At 42.6% G+C, this 16,920-nt stretch carries 12 protein-coding genes; 9 read left to right on the top strand and 3 right to left on the bottom strand.

From position 1 onward, the window contains the following. Nucleotides 1-122: 122 nt before the first annotated feature. A complete protein-coding gene (locus ABF638_RS31405) occupies nucleotides 123-1,433 on the bottom strand; it encodes an ABC transporter ATP-binding protein (RefSeq protein WP_435026780.1) in 1,311 nt (436 codons plus the stop codon). A 270-nt stretch (nucleotides 1,434-1,703) separates the two neighbouring features. Here ABF638_RS31405 and ABF638_RS31400 point away from each other — a divergent pair, with 270 nt between their 5' ends. Next, the gene (locus tag ABF638_RS31400) at nucleotides 1,704-2,960 is read left to right on the top strand and encodes an FAD-dependent oxidoreductase (RefSeq protein WP_435026779.1); all 1,257 of its coding nucleotides are present in this window, start codon (nucleotides 1,704-1,706) and stop codon (nucleotides 2,958-2,960) included. Nucleotides 2,961-3,378: 418 nt separating this feature from the next. Beyond that, nucleotides 3,379-3,954 carry a single-stranded DNA-binding protein gene (locus ABF638_RS31395; protein WP_435026778.1) on the top strand — a complete coding sequence of 192 codons (576 nt, stop codon included), beginning with the start codon at nucleotides 3,379-3,381 and terminating at the stop codon, nucleotides 3,952-3,954. Nucleotides 3,955-4,300: 346 nt separating this feature from the next. Here ABF638_RS31395 and ABF638_RS31390 read toward each other — a convergent pair whose 3' ends face one another. Then, the gene (locus ABF638_RS31390) at nucleotides 4,301-6,586 is read right to left on the bottom strand and encodes a DUF1796 family putative cysteine peptidase (RefSeq protein ID WP_435026777.1); all 2,286 of its coding nucleotides are present in this window, start codon (nucleotides 6,584-6,586) and stop codon (nucleotides 4,301-4,303) included. 769 nt (nucleotides 6,587-7,355) lie between these two features. Between ABF638_RS31390 and ABF638_RS31385 the strand changes: the two genes are divergently transcribed. The 4 genes from ABF638_RS31385 (at nucleotide 7,356) to ABF638_RS31370 (ending at nucleotide 11,838) form a co-directional block, all read left to right on the top strand. Beyond that, nucleotides 7,356-8,072: a heme oxygenase (biliverdin-producing) gene (locus ABF638_RS31385; RefSeq protein ID WP_435026776.1), complete on the top strand. Its 717-nt coding sequence runs from the start codon at nucleotides 7,356-7,358 to the stop codon at nucleotides 8,070-8,072. Nucleotides 8,073-8,169: 97 nt separating this feature from the next. Then, entirely contained in the window at nucleotides 8,170-9,552 is a 1,383-nt protein-coding gene (gene hemN, locus ABF638_RS31380; RefSeq protein ID WP_435026775.1) for an oxygen-independent coproporphyrinogen III oxidase, read from the top strand. Nucleotides 9,553-10,069: 517 nt separating this feature from the next. Next, nucleotides 10,070-10,762, top strand: a complete 693-nt coding sequence (locus ABF638_RS31375; protein ID WP_435026774.1) for a manganese catalase family protein — start codon at nucleotides 10,070-10,072, stop codon at nucleotides 10,760-10,762. 335 nt (nucleotides 10,763-11,097) lie between these two features. After that, nucleotides 11,098-11,838: a DUF3891 family protein gene (locus tag ABF638_RS31370; RefSeq protein WP_435026773.1), complete on the top strand. Its 741-nt coding sequence runs from the start codon at nucleotides 11,098-11,100 to the stop codon at nucleotides 11,836-11,838. A 119-nt stretch (nucleotides 11,839-11,957) separates the two neighbouring features. On the opposite strand, the gene psaK is transcribed toward ABF638_RS31370, so the two are convergent. After that, nucleotides 11,958-12,218 carry a photosystem I reaction center subunit PsaK gene (gene psaK / locus ABF638_RS31365; RefSeq protein WP_069073294.1) on the bottom strand — a complete coding sequence of 87 codons (261 nt, stop codon included), beginning with the start codon at nucleotides 12,216-12,218 and terminating at the stop codon, nucleotides 11,958-11,960. Nucleotides 12,219-13,185: 967 nt separating this feature from the next. Between psaK and ABF638_RS31360 the strand changes: the two genes are divergently transcribed. The 3 genes from ABF638_RS31360 to ABF638_RS31350 all read left to right on the top strand — a co-directional run bounded on the left by ABF638_RS31360 (nucleotide 13,186) and on the right by ABF638_RS31350 (nucleotide 16,881). Further along, nucleotides 13,186-14,451 carry a glycosyltransferase family 4 protein gene (locus ABF638_RS31360; protein ID WP_435026772.1) on the top strand — a complete coding sequence of 422 codons (1,266 nt, stop codon included), beginning with the start codon at nucleotides 13,186-13,188 and terminating at the stop codon, nucleotides 14,449-14,451. A gap of 290 nt (nucleotides 14,452-14,741) precedes the next feature. Next, nucleotides 14,742-14,972 carry a hypothetical protein gene (locus ABF638_RS31355; protein ID WP_435026771.1) on the top strand — a complete coding sequence of 77 codons (231 nt, stop codon included), beginning with the start codon at nucleotides 14,742-14,744 and terminating at the stop codon, nucleotides 14,970-14,972. Nucleotides 14,973-15,150: 178 nt separating this feature from the next. Next, nucleotides 15,151-16,881 (top strand): Rqc2 family fibronectin-binding protein, encoded by a 1,731-nt coding sequence (locus ABF638_RS31350; RefSeq protein WP_435026781.1) that lies wholly within the window; start codon nucleotides 15,151-15,153, stop codon nucleotides 16,879-16,881. Nucleotides 16,882-16,920 lie beyond the last annotated feature (39 nt).

Below are 16,920 nucleotides of genomic sequence, written 5' to 3'. Positions count from 1 at the left end.
AATCGCCGTCTCTACAAAGGACTGATTATTGTAGAGACGGCGATTCATCGCGTCTCTTGCCTTAACCATCCAAAATTTAAAATCTAAAATTCGGTAAATTTGTGTTTCCCTGTTGATTAATTCTAGGGAAATATTGCTAACTCAGTTTCCGGGTCAAAAAAGTGAATTTTCTCTGGAGTTAGCGATAACCAAAGTTGCTCACCAGGTTGTACAAATCTGTCTGGTGGTATTCGCACTTGTAGGGATTTGGCTGTAGCAGCAGGTTGAGTACCAGGTTCGGCAATCTTAACAGTCAGAAAAGAATCGTTGCCGAGATTCTCTACCAAATCTACCTGCACTGGTAAATTTTTGGTAGCAGGCATACTCAAGTTTAAATGTTCTGGGCGAATGCCTAAAATTAGAGTTTTCCGATCATATTTTTGTAAGGCATTTCCCCACACTTCTGGGAGAGTGAAACGTAACTGGGAATGAGTAATCAACTGCGGGGCATGAAATTCCACAGGAATAAAATTCATCGGTGGTGAACCAATGAACTCTGCTACAAAAAGATTGGCAGGGCGGTTGTAAAGTTCTAGGGGAGAAGCAACTTGCTGAATTTTACCTTCAGACATAATCGCAATGCGATCGCCCATTGTCATCGCTTCTGTTTGATCGTGGGTGACGTAAATCGTCGTTGTCCCCAGTTGGCGCTGCAATTTGACAATTTGGGCGCGAGTTTCAGCCCGGAGTTTGGCATCTAAGTTAGAAAGCGGTTCATCCATTAAGAATACTTGGGGGTCACGTGCGATCGCTCGTCCCAATGCAACCCGTTGTCTTTGTCCCCCAGATAGCTGTTTGGGTAAGCGATTCAGTAATGTTTCAATTTGCAACAGTTGAGCAACACTACGCACCTGCTCATTCACCGCTCGTTCTTTGTCAGAAGTGTAGCGCAATCCTTTAGGTAACTTTCTAGTTGCCCCCACAAAAAGATTTTCCGCCCACGTCCGTAGATAAGGAGTATTTTCTCCTCTGCTCTTCTGCTCCTCTGCTCCCCTGCTTCCCCTACGGCGTAACCCAAAGGCGATGTTGTCATACACCGTCATGTGGGGATAGAGGGCGTAATTTTGAAACACCATTGCGATGTCGCGTTCCTTGGGTGGTAGATCATTGATCAAGCGATCGCCTATCCAAATATTACCGCCAGTCATCACTTCTAACCCGGCGATTAACCGCAGCAGAGTGCTTTTCCCACAACCAGAAGGGCCCACCAGCACCATAAACTCACCATCTGCGATCGTCAGGTTAATTCGCCGCAAGACATTGACACTTCCCGCACGCTCTTGCGCTGCATCATTCTCCCCAGATGTGAGGGGAGATTGGGTTTGTGAGCTAACACTTTCCCCTTTACGTGGGGAAAAACTTTTATAAACGTTTTCTAAAACAACTTGAGACACAACTAATTTGGGGATTGGGCATTGGGCAAAACAGTTCCGAGTTCCGAGTTCCCAGTCCTGAGTAAAGAAATGAGATTCCCCACTCAGCACTCAGCACTCATTACTCAGCACTCTTAAGGGGCATTGGACAAAGGACAAATGACTAATGACCAATGACAGTTTAGCGCCCATCATAATACACGTTCTATGTAAATACGAAAAGTTAAAAAAACAGCTTGCACCATTAAAAGCAAATTACCCTAAATTTTAGGGCTGTCAGGAGGTGTTGTGATGAATACCGATATACCTAAAAATATTTCCCAAGATCCAAGTATTAACCTTATCCATGACATTGTAGACGTACAAACCACAGATTGTTGCATTGTGGGTGGAGGCCCAGCAGGAGCAGTATTGGCGCTGTTGTTAGCGCGTCAAGGTATTTCTGTGATGCTGCTGGAAGCACACAAAGACTTCGATCGCGATTTTCGCGGCGATACGATTCATCCATCGGTGATGGAAATTATGGAAGAATTGGGACTTAGCGATCGCTTGCTAGAACTCCCCCATGCCAAAATGCGTCAAATTAGGGTTAAAACTCCTCAAGATACTGTCACTTTGGCAGATTTTAGTCATCTGAAAACCCACTACCCCTACATTACAATGCTTCCCCAGGTGAAATTTCTGGAGTTCATTACCCAAGAAGCACAAAAATATCCTAGTTTTCATTTGGTGATGGGTGCGAATGTACAAGAATTAATTACCGAAAATGGCACGATTCAAGGTGTCCGCTATCGGAGAGGTGGTGGTTGGCATGAAGTTCGGGCAATACTGACAGTGGGTGCAGATGGTCGCCACTCACGTTTACGCCATCTGGGTGAGTTTGAGTCAATTGAAACCTCACCACCAATGGATATCCTTTGGTTTCGCCTACCCCGTCAGCCAGAAGACCCAGAGGGAGGAATGGGGCGCTTTGGTCAAGGTAAAATCATCGCCATACTTGACCGTGGTGATGAGTGGCAACTTGCTTATGTCATCCCCAAGGGAGGCTATCAACAACTGCGGGCTGAGGGTTTGGAGGAATTAAAAAAATCTGTTGTCGAAGTAGTGCCAGAATTCCAGCAACGCATCCACAATTTACATGATTGGTCACAAATAGCTTTTCTCTCAGTCGAGTCCAGCCGTGTCAAACGTTGGTATCTTCCGGGACTCTTACTCATCGGTGATGCAGCTCATATAATGTCCCCCGTTGGTGGAGTTGGCATTAATTACGCGATTCAAGATGCTGTCGTCGCAGCGAATGTACTCAGCGAACCCCTCAAGAACCGACACGTAGAACCCAGCGACCTAGCAAAAGTACAGCGTCAACGCGAGTTGCCCACACGGATCATTCAGGCGTTTCAAACTTTTATCCAAAAGCGGGTATTTGCCCCCGTTATCAGCTCAAATCGCAGCTTTGTACCACCTGCGTTTTTGCGCTTACCTATCTTGCGCGACCTTCCAGCCAGGTTGATTGCCTTCGGTGTTTTCCCCTCCCATGTCAAGACTTAATTTTTGCCAAGAATTTTTTCTATTTCTTAAATGGGTGGTACAATTATACTACTCATGCAGAATTGAATGCTCAATTTAGTCAAGCGAGGGTGGCGAACAGTATATTCAATGCTGTTCAAAATGATCGCTTGGCTTTTATGCTAGAAATAACTAAAAAGAATTCAGCACCCAGGTGGTTGCCGAGCGTAGCCGAGGTGAGTCAGAAGTCAGAATTGATAAGGAGTCCAGTATGATTGGTATATTCATCCATCAAGTGTTATCCTGACTCCTGAATTATGAATCCTGAATTCTGTTAGAAAATTTGTTCAAATATTATTAAAAAATGCAAAAAATTAAACCTATTTAGATATTAGTTGGCACTACATAGAAAAACCCCCTCTTTTTCAATCAGCACTTTTTGCAGTCAGGAGTAATTTTAATGAACAGCTGCGTTTTGATGGCGGAAATTATTAACGAGCCGCAACTCCGTTATACAGCGGATAATTTGGGAGTCACGGAAATGCTGGTTCAGTTTCCCAATTCCCAGAAACCAGAAGATCCGCCAGCCACTCTGAAAGTTGTCGGCTGGGGGAATTTAGCGACCGAAATTCAGCAAAACTACCACCAAGGCGATCGCGTCATCCTGGTAGGACGTTTAGGTATGACTACTGTTGAACGTCAAGAAGGTTTTAAAGAAAAACGCGCTGAATTAACAGTGCAACAAATTCAACCTGTTGGAGGTAGTTTTAATACTGATCCATTACCCTCAGCAACCGCAACTCCATCATTCACTGAAACGGCTCCACGACAAACATCTTCAGCATCTCGTCCTCCACAGAAAGACGTTAGCACTTACGAGTCACCACGTCCAGCACCTACCCCAGCGACAAATCCTGTTGGCGTTACTCCCCAACCGACAAGTTACGAACCCGTACCCCAACCCACAAATTATGAGCGAACCACTTATCCCGCAGTGAAGGAGGAAGAACCAGATCCAGATGATATTCCCTTCTAAAGTGGGTAGATAAAACTTGGGTTGCAAGCGCTAACTCACAGTAATTCCAAGGGATTGGACAATCAAAGAGCGATCGCCTCTACTTAGGGGAACAATCCTCTAACAGTGAGTGGGTAAGCAGGGGAAGCAGGTTAAGAGAAAGAAATAAGTGTATAAGCAATCCGTTTCGGTGTAAAAAGGACTAAAAACGTCTCTTTACTCCCCCTGATCCCCCTGCCTATTTCACGAGGATCTCACTTTTTCGCGTTGCTCCCCTACCTAGTACAGCACGGCGGAAATAAACCACCCATTCCCAATCAACAAAACCCTTACGCTGTCTTAATTTTTAATTTTTAATTTTTAATTTTTAATTCCGCCTTGCGGTACTAGTTTCCCACCCCTTCGCAGGTTTGGGTGGGCACCAAAAGAGGTTTTTACTGGACACACCAAGGGATTCTAGAATTCCTCGCATCACTTCTGTGCAATACATCCAATGTCCCAAATCGTCATACATACGATCGGGATTAAACTCGACATTGTAGTGCAGCACATTGGGGAGGCCTAAAAACTCATCATCGCTTTGGGGAGAAAGAAGCAGGAGATGAAATGGCTTCCCCTGACATTGTTTTTGTAGCTTGTTGACCAGATCAATTACGCCACCGCGATCACAAATTCCCGTGCGGACGAAAAGCACTTTGTCGCAGTGCCGCAGTGCGTACCAAAACCTTTCAGAACGTGCTGTGTAACGAACGCGCATTCGTTCATGGACGGGAGACATATCGCTTGTTGGGTCGTCTGTCTCCTCAACTTCATGGGCAAAAGACAAACCCGACCACTTACTGTGGTAAATTCTGCCTGCATCTGGGCTGTAGTGCAGGAAGGCAGGGTTCCACATATCATAAAAACCGTTTGCGATCGCATCCGCAACATCTGCAATATTAGTCGTGCGTGTCAGATCAAAGGGAAAAGCAGGGCCATCGTACTCCATCTTGTACAACATCATGCGGACGGCACAGCGATCGCCAAGGGGAAGAATCGCCACGCGCTTGATATCCGATAACTGACATTTGTATTGGAAAAACACCGCAGACTTGGGTGGTACTTTTACCCGGCTTTCTAGCCCATCGTTACCAATCATCAAGGTGCGGAAGGGGGCATCGGGATAAAGCGGATCTTCATAGACACCCGATGGCATGGCTTTAAGTGCGTTGCAAACCTCTGTCCACATGGGCTGGATGTTGTATTCATTTTCTGATTCGTTGATCACCCAGAGGTGGCGTTCGTCCGCTTGCAAAATCCCCAGATGCCCGTCGTAGAACAAAACTTGTGAGTTGTTCGGCGAAAAGAGATTGAAGGCGGCGCTATATTCTAGATCGGCACTAGGGGGAATATCTAATGTAGTTGCGATCGCGCCATCCTCTTGTACAGCGAAGAAGGGGAGTGTCCCTGGCTTAACAGATTTCGCAATGTAAATACCTGGTATCAATCTTGCCTGACTTTGCAGTGCAGTTTGCAATTCCTGCCAATAGGGAGCGATTGTGTAGCTGTATTGTGATTGATTAATGATCCGTAAACGCTTCTCTTCGATACAGACAGAGACATGAAAACCTACAGTGTCAAAGTAGATGGCAAATTCATTCGGTTGCTGGAAGCGTTGTTTTTCTTTTGCCAATTCGTCTTTGTCGATATCGAATAGGTGCTGATCGATCTGCTGATACATCAGGCTGTGACCGATCGCGTTTGGGTGAGCCGGATCGAAGGATGTCCCCGCTTTCCATCGTCCTTGCCCATCATCTACAACTGCCAACCAATCTAGTACGGTTACGTCCCAACTTAGCATTCGCTTGTGTGTGTCTTGCATCAGCCAGTAATGCTCCAGGGAATAGTCGCCATTGGGATAGACTCCGCCCAAAATCGGAATAGCCCCGATGTCGCGCGTCATTTTCACCAACTGCTGCAAGCCACTTTCAAACCGCCGCTGTACTGCCCGCCGTTCGTAAGGGTGACAGTAGGCTAACCCTTCGTTACCCAGAGATAGGGCAATAATCACGATATCCGGTTGTTCTGGGGTGACAACTGACCCAAATCGAGCGATCGTTCTGCTGACATTCGCCCCCACTTCCGACACATTCACAAGTTGATGCCCATATTTTTGCTGTAAAGCCTGTGCCAATAGCCAGACCCAACCTTTCAGAAACCAGGCTTTATGACCTAATGCGACGGAACTGCCAATAACCACGATTTTGAGTCTTTCAGCCTCTTCTTCCACAGGCATTCTGGCAGCCGACTTCTCGATGTATCCAAAGGGGTAAGGTTGTAAATAACCGAATGCGCCATCATCCACAATAATTTTGCTGGAATGCTCTTTAGAGTCAATCGGTATCCAGCGGTTTGTATCTAGTAAGCTCTCCCATCGGGCATTGCCGTTTGCATCGAGGCACACATACTTATATTCAACTCTCTGGCCATTGCCTGATTCTAAAGGCGGCTGAATGTCAATATCTATATCTGTCCACCATAAAGGATAGCGATCGCCACTTGTACGCAAATGGACACATTTGGTGATGTCCCACAATCCCAACTCTGGACTCGAACCGACCAAACCAATGGATTCGCCCGTTTGTGTGTATGCACTGATCTGGAATCGATACATAGAGTTTATCCTGATTTAGTAAGTACGATACCAAACAGTTAGGCTGAATCCTTAAACCTGTTTTGACAATATCACATAGAACTCTTAATAGCTCGGTATTAATATTGTTAAGCATACTGAAACTCTGATTTACATCACCCAAAGCTACCAGCAGTAAAGTTTTTCAAAAATTCAATTGGATTTTTATAGAAGTTTTAATACTGTTTAAATAAACTATATTGTATTAAAAGTCTTTGCACAACTAAGAATAAATCAAAGAAAGGATAAGGTTAAGTTAAATTTTTCCTATTTTATTTTGGGAGATGTTTAATCAGCATCAACGAGTTTGATTAGGTAAGTCTGCAATAGATGCCCAAAAATGCCAAAAATGGAGGTTATAAAGGGTAGTTTTTGGCAGAATTTTACAATTGTTGAGCGTAGCTTGCCGCCGTAGGCGCTGCGCGTCTCGGTATAATTTTTTTATGAATTGAGCAATAAACCAGAACTAAAGTTTCAATTAATACTCTTAACCTCCTGCCTTTTTTGTCAACAAATGGCTTGTCAAACAATAAATAAATATTAATAACTTAATAGCTATAGAACTATTAATAGTTAAATAATTTTAGGAGAAATAAAATAGCTGGGATTTGCATCGGCAGTGGTATTTGCTGGATAGAGTCATGCAAATCCTCTCTAAACCTAGAATAACAATTTTTTAGTTGGCCTTGGCAGGCATCCTGAGTCGGTGACTGCCCAAAAGCCTTGCACTTGAACAATGAAGGAAGCAACAATGAGTAGCAATCTAGCCATCAAACTCCGCTCTGGAACTCAACAAGCCCACACATCAGCAGAAAATGTGGGATTCATGAAATGTTTTTTGCAAGGAGTTGTGGATAGAGACTGCTTCGCCAAGTTCTTAAGCAACTTGTATTACATCTACAGCGAACTAGAAGCAGTATTAGAGAGCCATGTAGAGCATCCTGTGATTAGTGCGGTTTACTTCCCCGAACTTAATCGCCAATCCTCGCTCGAAAAAGACATGGTGTTCTATTATGGGGATAACTGGAGAGAGCAGGTTACACCCTCATCCGCTGCCCAAAAGTACATTGATCGCATTCGGGAAATTTCTGCTAGTGAACCAGCCTTATTGCTAGGTCATGCCTACACTCGCTACATGGGCGATCTCTCAGGGGGTCAAATGCTACAAAAAGTTGCTCAGTCAGCTTTGAAGCTTTCTGGCTATGAAGGCACATCCTTCTACAACTTTGAGCAAATTCCTGATAAAAAAGCATTTAAGGATAAGTATCGTCAGGCATTAAATGCATTACCCGTTGATGATATAACAGCAGAACGGATTGTTGCAGAAGCGAATAATGCCTTTGCGTTGAACTTACAGATGGCTCAGGAGTTAGAAGGAAGTTTAATCAAAGCACTCGGTCAAGTCCTGTTTAATAGCCTAACTCGTTCTCAGAATTCAGGTAGTACTGAAATCGCTGCGGCTAATTAAGTTAGTCATTTGTCATTTGTCATTTGTCGTTTGTCATTGGTTATTTCTCAATCATCTCCCCATTCCCCACTCCCTTCATTCATTGGAAAGAAACTCAATGGTTTTTTTACTACCTGGTGTCAAGTTTGATCTGGATCTGATTCAAAAGTACGACACTCGCGCACCTAGATACACCAGTTACCCGCCCGCTACAGAGTTAAGCGAAACATTCACCGAAACTGATTTTAAGGCCGCGATCGCAGCATCGAACCAACGCAAAACCCCTCTTTCTTTGTATTTCCACATCCCTTTTTGCCAAAGTGCTTGCTACTTCTGCGGCTGTAACACGGTAATTTCCAACAACAAGAATATTGCTAAACCTTATGTGGAGTCTTTGATTCAAGACATCAAAAACACCGCAGCTTTAATCGATCCAGACAGAAAAGTACTGCAAATCCACTGGGGAGGTGGTACTCCTAATTACTTAGAGCGTCACCAGGTAGAAGTTTTATGGAAAAATATAAATCGCTATTTCAACATCGATTCAAAAGCAGAAATCTCAATTGAGATTAATCCCCGCTATATCGATAAAAACTACATTTTCTTTCTGAGAGAGATTGGGTTTAACCGTATTAGTTTTGGCATTCAGGATTTTAATAGCCAAGTTCAAGTAGCTGTTAATCGTGTCCAGCCAGAAGAAATGCTCTTTGATGTCATGAGTTGGGTCAAAGAAGCTAAGTTTGAAAGTGTGAATGTAGACCTAATTTATGGTTTACCCTATCAAAACCGCGAGACATTTCGGGAGACGCTAAAAAAGACTATTGAATTAGATCCTGATCGAATTGTGGTCTTTAACTTTGCCTATGTACCGTGGCTCAAACCGACGCAAAAAAATATTCCTCAAGAGGCACTACCGCCAGCAGAGGAAAAGTTAGAGATTCTAAAAATGACCATTGAAGAATTGACGAATAACCAATATCTATTTATTGGGATGGATCATTTTGCTAAAACTGATGACGAACTAGCGATCGCTCAACGCAATGGCACTCTCAAACGCAATTTTCAAGGCTACACTACCCACGCTGAAACAGAACTCTTTGGTTTTGGTTCTACATCCATCAGTATGCTAGAAGATGCTTATTCCCAAAATCACAAGGAATTAAAGGATTATTATCAGACAATTGCAGCAGGTAGGTTACCTGTTAGTAAAGGCATCAAACTTACTCAAAATGACATCATCAGACGGGATGTCATCATGGGTATTATGTCTCACTTCCAATTGCATAAGCAAGATGTTGAAAATAAATATCATATCAATTTTGATGAATATTTCTCCGAGGAAATAGAGGCATTAAAACCACTAGAAGCCGATGGTCTAGTAAGTTTATCAAAAAATCAGATCCAAATTACAGACATCGGTAGATTATTAGTAAGAAATATTGCCGTCATATTTGATACTCACACCAGAACGCGAGAGACAAAATTCTCCCGCGCCATTTGATATCGCTTTTGCAAATATTGGCTACGTATTATCCCCTCAATCTACCTTTAAAATAGCGGTTGAGGGGATTTGTTATTTTAATGTATCTCCAAAAAGTTAGATCATATTTTTCCATCTTAAGATAGATATAAAAAGCATAAAATAAAATATTAAAAATATAATTTATTAATGTCTCATCCTATAGCAAAGAAAGTCTAGACTTGTGTATTCAGGAATTCTGATTTATCTAACATAAATTTTGCTTAACACTTTCATGCTAGAAATGCCAATCACCATCCAAATATTCATGTAAACTATTTTGTCTAACTTTTGGATTTAGCATTTATCCCATCTGGTAGAAAGAATTTTAGATGAGAGTTGATAACTTATATACAAGTGAGATTGTTGAGGAAGTTCGTGAGTATTATTGCTTGAGTAGTTTTAGGACTTTTAGCAAGTGCGAGACTTATGTTGGGCTACGCTGACGCTAAAGCTTTACTCCCTTCTCTAACATCATAATTTTTGGAAGTATCAATCTATGTTTTTTCACAAAAAAGAGCCTATTCGTGCAGTTAACGTTAGTGAGCCAAATCCTCGTTTTGCTCAGTTACTTTTAGAGCAGTTTGGCGGCGCTACTGGAGAACTGAGTGCAGCACTTCAATATTGGGTTCAATCATTCCACGTTGAAAATGCTGGCATTAAAGATATGCTCCAAGACATTGCAATTGAGGAATTCAGCCATTTAGAAATGGTTGGTAAACTCATTGAAGCTCATACTAAAAATGTAGATCAAACCGAGGCTTATAAGAGTACTCTCTTTGCAGTCCGAGGAATTGGGCCTCATTTTCTAGATAGCCAAGGTACTGCTTGGACTGCAAGTTACTTGAATGAGGGTGGAGATGTAGTGCGTGATTTAAGAGCTAACGTTGCAGCAGAAGCGGGCGCTCGTCAGACTTACGAATCATTGATCAAGTTGGCAACTGACAAAGGAACCCAAGAAACTTTAGTCCATCTGTTAACACGAGAAATTTCTCATACACAGATGTTTATGAAAGCTCTAGATTCACTGGGTAAGTTGACAGATCCATTCTTTGGTAATGTTAAGCCAGATGACACTGTTGCTCTTTACTACAACCTATCTACAAACGGAAATGGTAAAGATGAACGTGGCCCTTGGAATTCTGAGCCAGCATTCAAGTATGTTGCTAATCCGCTAGAAAGTCACTCTTAATTGCATAGGTTGCAGTTAGAGTATAGGTTGATTTGATGTAAAGAGATTTTTAACAGATTCTTGAAAAGTTCAATCATCCGCTAGGCAGCTACTCTCTTTAGTAATTGTTGGGCTGTTAAGCTACATCTCATAAACAAAAAGATTCCCGACTTTTTAGAAAGGTCGGGAATTTCAACTGAGTATTTGGCTATTACACTCAAGTGAAAATACTTATAGCTATTATTCAGCCACACTAAAAAAATTAGAGCGATCGCTCATCAATATCTACATCAACATTTCTGATTTCAGAAATTAATTCAACTCAAATTCAAAACTCAGAATCAGGAGATTAACTTGTGATTGTCAACGCTACGCCAAATGGTTGGGAAGTCATTTATCATCGTGCCCATGCTCTATTAGCAGCTCAACTGGCGGGACAATGGCGACGTAAAGATGCTCCCGCAAGGTTATATGAAACGATGGCTGCAATTTCCCATCACGATGACCTAGAAAAAGAGTGGGAAGAAGATATTTTGACTGAAGCGGGTGCGCCACAGGATTTCACCCTCAACTCAAATGCCGATGCAGATGCCGGTGTCGAGAAATTGGCTGATCTGGCAAAGAATGCCCTTTACCGTGGACGATGGGTGGCTCTATTAATTTCTATGCACATCAGCCGTTTAAATGAGCCAAGGCGGGGAAAGTCTTCAAAACTAGACAAAATTTTAGATGAACAACTTCAAAATCAGCAACGTTGGCGCAAAGAACTGAGGATCAAAAAGGAGGAAGTTGATGCAGCCTATGCATTTATGCAATGGTGCGATCGCCTTTCTCTCATCTTATGCCAGCAACAACTACCTGAGGATGAGCGGTTTTTAGAGATTAGCAAGGGCCCTGAAGGTCAGCGCTATGACATCATGCAGCGCAGTGATAACTTGGTTGTTGTTAAACCGTGGCCCTTCCAGGACGATAAATTTACAGTCAATGTCGAAGCCTGCGAACTCTCCCAAGTAAAATTTGAAAGTAGTAGCGAACTAACTAAAGCACTACAAGAAGCTCCCATTAAGGAACTAGAGTGGACATTTGTTAAGAGTTAGATAGTTGTCGCCGTCAAATTAAACGAGTAATTTTAATAAAAAAGAGCCAGAGAATTAACTCTCTGGCTCAAAGCTGGAGACAAAAGAATCTTCAAATAAAAGCTAACTTGGGTAAGAACCTAAATTCTTCCCAGGTTATGCAGCCCTAAGACAACGCCCACTCCTAAGATGTGACCAAAGGCGGTAGTTGCTAAAAGCGCTGGTAAACCAAAACCACCAAATAAATTAGATGAAGGTAGTTTTGGTTCCGCGTTGGGATACTTAATGCTAGATTTGCCAAAGGCAATGGCAACAATATTAGCGAGAATGATAATCAGCCCAACTGTAGGACTCCATTGTAGGGGTGTAGTTGCAGCAGCGAGTAAGGTTGAAGTAAACACCTGATTTGCTCCTGAAATTTATTAATGATTGAAAATATAATCTGAAACTTTCCGAAGCAAATTCAATCAATTCCCCGATTTTGCATCAATATTTAACAGTTATTCTTACTACTTCATAAAATATGGGTTCAACGAAGAGTCCGGGGGAAGGGTTAAACCCGGATTTCTCACCACACCTCTCCAAGCCTGCGCTTGTGCAGGGGAGCAGGGGAGCAGGGGAGAAATTGCAGTAAGTTTTTCCCCTCTGCTCCATCAAACGTCTGAAGCTTGTGAGAAATGCGGGTTTAACCCTTTCCCTCTTCGTTTTTTCCCACAAGAGTGCAAAAAGCACTTTTGCAATAGGTTTAATGTTAGCAACAATAGTCTTTGTAGCAAAAATAACTGAAACTATTCTCAGTAAGCTATTTGGCGACACTCGAAAAAATTTCGTCAATTTTTACCGAATCTATCTTAGAGTGTACCTAATTTGGTGAGCAATCTTTTCGCTGGGCTGGTTGGTGAAACTTACCATAAAAAGAAACCTTCTTTAGATATTAACCTAAAAGGTTTATCGGCTCTGCCTACGGCTATTTTTTACAGCGGATTGTAAGTTAGTTAGGTATTGTGCTTTGTTTTACAAGCCTGAGCAAAAACTTTTTTTACTCCTACCTCCTAAGTTCTACTACAACTTCGTCGAACTTATATCAAGGCATCTATCTATGGAACTATATTTGCACGGCACAGATGAAAAAATATAATTTTCATCTATCAAAAGTATGAGATGTAAGTATAGCAATTTTCTATTTCTAAAAAAATTAAATACAAGTATCTTATCTAAAAGTATACTTCTGGCAGAAGATGTAAAAAAAAATTAGACATAGTAAATTAAAATCAATATTAATCAAAGTTCCTAAACAATTCAGGTAAGCGTGCTATACACGAACTTGGAACAGCCTAAAACTTTGTTAAAATCAGCAACACACAAACTATGAACTCTACCACCGAAAAACGTATCGCCTTAATTTCCGTCCACGGAGATCCGGCGATTGAAATAGGGAAAGAAGAAGCTGGGGGACAAAACGTTTATGTGCGCCACGTAGGTGAAGCACTAGCGCAGCTAGGATGGCAAGTTGATATGTTTACCCGCAAGGTGAGTCTGGAGCAAGACTCAATTGTTGAACATAGCAACAATTGTCGAACTATTCGTTTAAAAGCTGGCCCCCTTGAGTTTGTGCCGCGAGATGATATTTTTGAATTTCTGCAAGAATTTGTGGATAATTTCTGCAAATTTCAAGTAGAAAATGACATTACATACCAATTGGTTCACACTAACTATTGGCTCTCTGGTTGGGTGGGAATGAAGTTAAAGGAAATCCAAAAGAGTAAACAGGTTCACACCTACCACTCATTGGGAGCAGTCAAGTACAACACTATAGAGGATATTCCTCTGATTGCTAATAAGCGATTAGCAGTAGAAAAAGAGGTGTTGGAAATAGCAGAGCGGATTGTGGCGACAAGTCCACAAGAACAGCAACACATGCGATCGCTAGTTTCCACTGAAGGCAATATCGACATCATTCCCTGCGGTACAGATATTCAGCGGTTTGGTTCGATTGCACGAGAAGCAGCCAGAAATAAATTGGGTATTGACAAAGAAGCTAAAGTTGTATTGTACGTAGGGCGTTTTGACCCACGCAAAGGGATAGAAACCTTGGTGCGAGCAGTCAACGAGTCTGGGCTACGCGGCTCCAAGAATCTCCAGTTAATTATTGGTGGTGGTAGTACTCCAGGTAATAGCGACGGAATTGAGCGCGATCGCATTGAGGCTATTATCAACGAATTAGGTATGAGCGACTTTACCACCCTTGCTGGTCGTCTCAGTCAAGATATTTTGCCGACTTATTACGCAGCGGCTGATGTTTGCGTTGTTCCCAGTCACTACGAACCCTTTGGACTCGTAGCGATCGAAGCAATGGCAAGCGGTACACCAGTTGTAGCAAGTGATGTCGGCGGGCTTCAGTTTACGGTGGTTAATGAAGAAACTGGTTTATTGGCTCCACCGCAAGATGTAGAGGCCTTTGCGTCTGCCATCGACAGAATTCTCTTAAATCCAGAATGGCGAGACGAATTGGGTAAAGCTGGTAGAAAGCGCGTCGAAAACAAGTTTAGTTGGCATGGCGTCGCAACTCAGTTAAGTGAGCTTTATACCGAACTGCTAGAACCAGCTAAAGAAACCTTATTGCTTGCTAAATAACCTTACAAGCAACCCCATACGATTAGAATCAAATCATTTACAGACCGATGAATTCTGTAGAGACGGAAAATTTGTGTTTTTACACCTCTGAAATTCTCACAAACAACCTTTGACTAAACAGTATTGCCAACTAACCGTAAGTAATTTGGCAATACTGTTTGATTTTCTGAGCAATACCTTTTTATAATCAGGGTTTCAGCCATATAAATCATGGGAGACATAGCGATCGCTTTGAGTTAAATATAAGGTATCGTCTGAAATGTCAAACAAAAAACCAGGAAATTATACTCATGGTGGAAATTGAAAATTTGGGAGTGAGTGTAGAAGAGTATTTGGATGGATTAACAGCAGGTATTGACGTTTTGGAATTGAAGCGGTTAGAAGCAAAGGGAATTCCAACAAACCTGGCTTTGGAAGTAATGACCATCGCACCAAAGATAATCGATGGTACGGCTACTCCTGAAGAAGTTGTGAGAGGAATAATGATTTTAACACCATCGCTTAGGCAACAAATTGAATAGGGAAATACCCAACAATTCATTACAGATATATAACACCAAAAACAACGCCAGAAGGAATAAATCACTTCAATTAGGCGATGCTGATTTACAGTACATCTCGTAGAGAAGGCGAGCTACGCCTACGCTAATATCAATAGATAGAAGTATACTGAGCATCGACCTTTGAACGCGAATGGCTATGCAACCAGTTGACTTCACCACTCTTACAGCTACTTGTAGCGAAATCCGCGCTAACTGGCTGCCCTCGCGGACAGAACAGGTTTATCAGCGCGATCGCTACACTATTGCCATAGCATTACGCACCCTGAAACAGCGGGATTGGCTACAGATTTCTTGGCATCCGCAAGCTGCACATATTTGTATTGGTGATCCACCACCGCGATCGCCAGATACTTTTACCTTTAGCCAACAACTGATACACCAATTGGGTGGTTTGGCGCTGGTGGCGATTGAAGCGATCGCTCCTTGGGAGCGGGTTATTGATTTGCAATTTGCTCGTCGTCCTGGAGAAAGTGCCCTGTATCATGTCTATGCAGAAATCATGGGCAAGTATAGCAACGTCATTCTCACCGACGCTAACAATATAATTATCACCGCCGCTCATCAAGTTAGTCAGCAACAATCTAGTGTTCGTCCCATCCAAACCGGACAACCTTATGAAACACCACCGAAACTGACTGGCACTGTCCCCAGTTTGAACGAATCCCAAGAACGTTGGCAAGAACGGGTAAGTTTAGTACCAGGGGCAATCAAGCGGCAATTGCTGAAAAGTTATAGTGGTTTGAGTGCAGCACTACTGGAGTTAATGCTGTTAGAAGCAAATATTGCACCAGAAACATCCACCGATACTCTCAACCCCGACGACTGGAGACGGCTATTTGAGCTTTGGCAAGAATGGCTGCAAGCCTTGAATTCCAGAAAATTTCAACCCGCTTGGACAAAAGATGGCTACACCGTAATGGGTTGGGGTGCAGTTGAAAAAGTCAAAAATATCCAAGAGTTGCTTAACTGTTATTACAGTAACCAAATTGACCAACAGTTATTTTCCCAATTGCGCCATCAGTTGAGTCAGAAATTGAATAATATTCTGGCGAAATTACGGAACAAAGCTCAAACCTTTAAGACGCGCTTGCAGCAATCAGATCAAGCCGATGAGTATCGACAAAAAGCTGATTTATTGATGGCTCACCTGCAAAACTGGGAACCAGGGATGAAAGAAATTATCCTTGCTGATTTTGATACAAATTTGCCAATTGCGATCGCTCTCCAACCAGATAAAAATGCCGTCCAAAATGCCCAAAGTCTTTACAAACAGCACCAAAAACTGAAACGCGCTCGTGCTGCTGTGGAACCGCTACTGTTGGAAGTGCAGACAGAAATTGAGTATTTAGAACAAGTAGAAGCTGCGATCGCTCAGATAGATAGCTACCAAACAGCAGAAGATTTACGAGCTTTAGAAGAAATCCGCGAAGAATTGATTGGGCAAAAATATCTAGAAGATCCCGAATACCGCAGCCGCAGTGCAAACGAACCTCCCAGCACGAACTTTCATCGTTACCTGACTCCCAGTGGCTTTGAAGTATTAATTGGTCGTAACAATCGCCAAAATGACCAATTGACCTTTCGTGTAGCTGGAGATTATGACATCTGGTTCCACGCTCAAGAAATTCCAGGGAGTCATGTATTACTACGCTTAGAACCGGGTGCTGTTGCAGAAGAAGCTGATTTGCAATTTGTAGCTAATCTTGCTGCATATTACAGTCGTGCCCGTCAGAGTGAGCAAGTTCCAGTAGTTTACACTCAGCTAAAACACGTCTACAAACCCAAAGGAGCAAAACCAGGAATTGCCATTTACAAGCAGGAAACCATACTTTGGGGAAAACCGCAATTAATGCAAGAGACGCGATGAATCGCCGTCTCTACAATAATCAGTCTTTTGTAGAGACGG

It is taken from the genome of Nostoc sp. CALU 1950 (assembly GCF_051172895.1).
Lineage (GTDB): Bacteria > Cyanobacteriota > Cyanobacteriia > Cyanobacteriales > Nostocaceae > Nostoc > Nostoc edaphicum_A.
Note: the sequence above shows the minus strand (reverse complement) of the source record. Positions and strands in the feature narration are given on the sequence as shown.

Excerpts from the sequence above, each read along its gene's own strand:
- ABF638_RS31400 (WP_435026779.1), top strand. The coding sequence starts at position 1,704 with ATGAATACCGATATACCTAAAAATATTTCCCAAGATCCAAGTATTAAC.
- ABF638_RS31395 (WP_435026778.1), top strand. The coding sequence starts at position 3,379 with ATGAACAGCTGCGTTTTGATGGCGGAAATTATTAACGAGCCGCAACTC.
- ABF638_RS31390 (WP_435026777.1), bottom strand. The coding sequence starts at position 6,586 with ATGTATCGATTCCAGATCAGTGCATACACACAAACGGGCGAATCCATT.
- ABF638_RS31385 (WP_435026776.1), top strand. The coding sequence starts at position 7,356 with ATGAGTAGCAATCTAGCCATCAAACTCCGCTCTGGAACTCAACAAGCC.
- hemN (WP_435026775.1), top strand. The coding sequence starts at position 8,170 with ATGGTTTTTTTACTACCTGGTGTCAAGTTTGATCTGGATCTGATTCAA.
- ABF638_RS31375 (WP_435026774.1), top strand. The coding sequence starts at position 10,070 with ATGTTTTTTCACAAAAAAGAGCCTATTCGTGCAGTTAACGTTAGTGAG.
- ABF638_RS31360 (WP_435026772.1), top strand. The coding sequence starts at position 13,186 with ATGAACTCTACCACCGAAAAACGTATCGCCTTAATTTCCGTCCACGGA.
- ABF638_RS31355 (WP_435026771.1), top strand. The coding sequence starts at position 14,742 with ATGGTGGAAATTGAAAATTTGGGAGTGAGTGTAGAAGAGTATTTGGAT.
- ABF638_RS31350 (WP_435026781.1), top strand. The coding sequence starts at position 15,151 with ATGCAACCAGTTGACTTCACCACTCTTACAGCTACTTGTAGCGAAATC.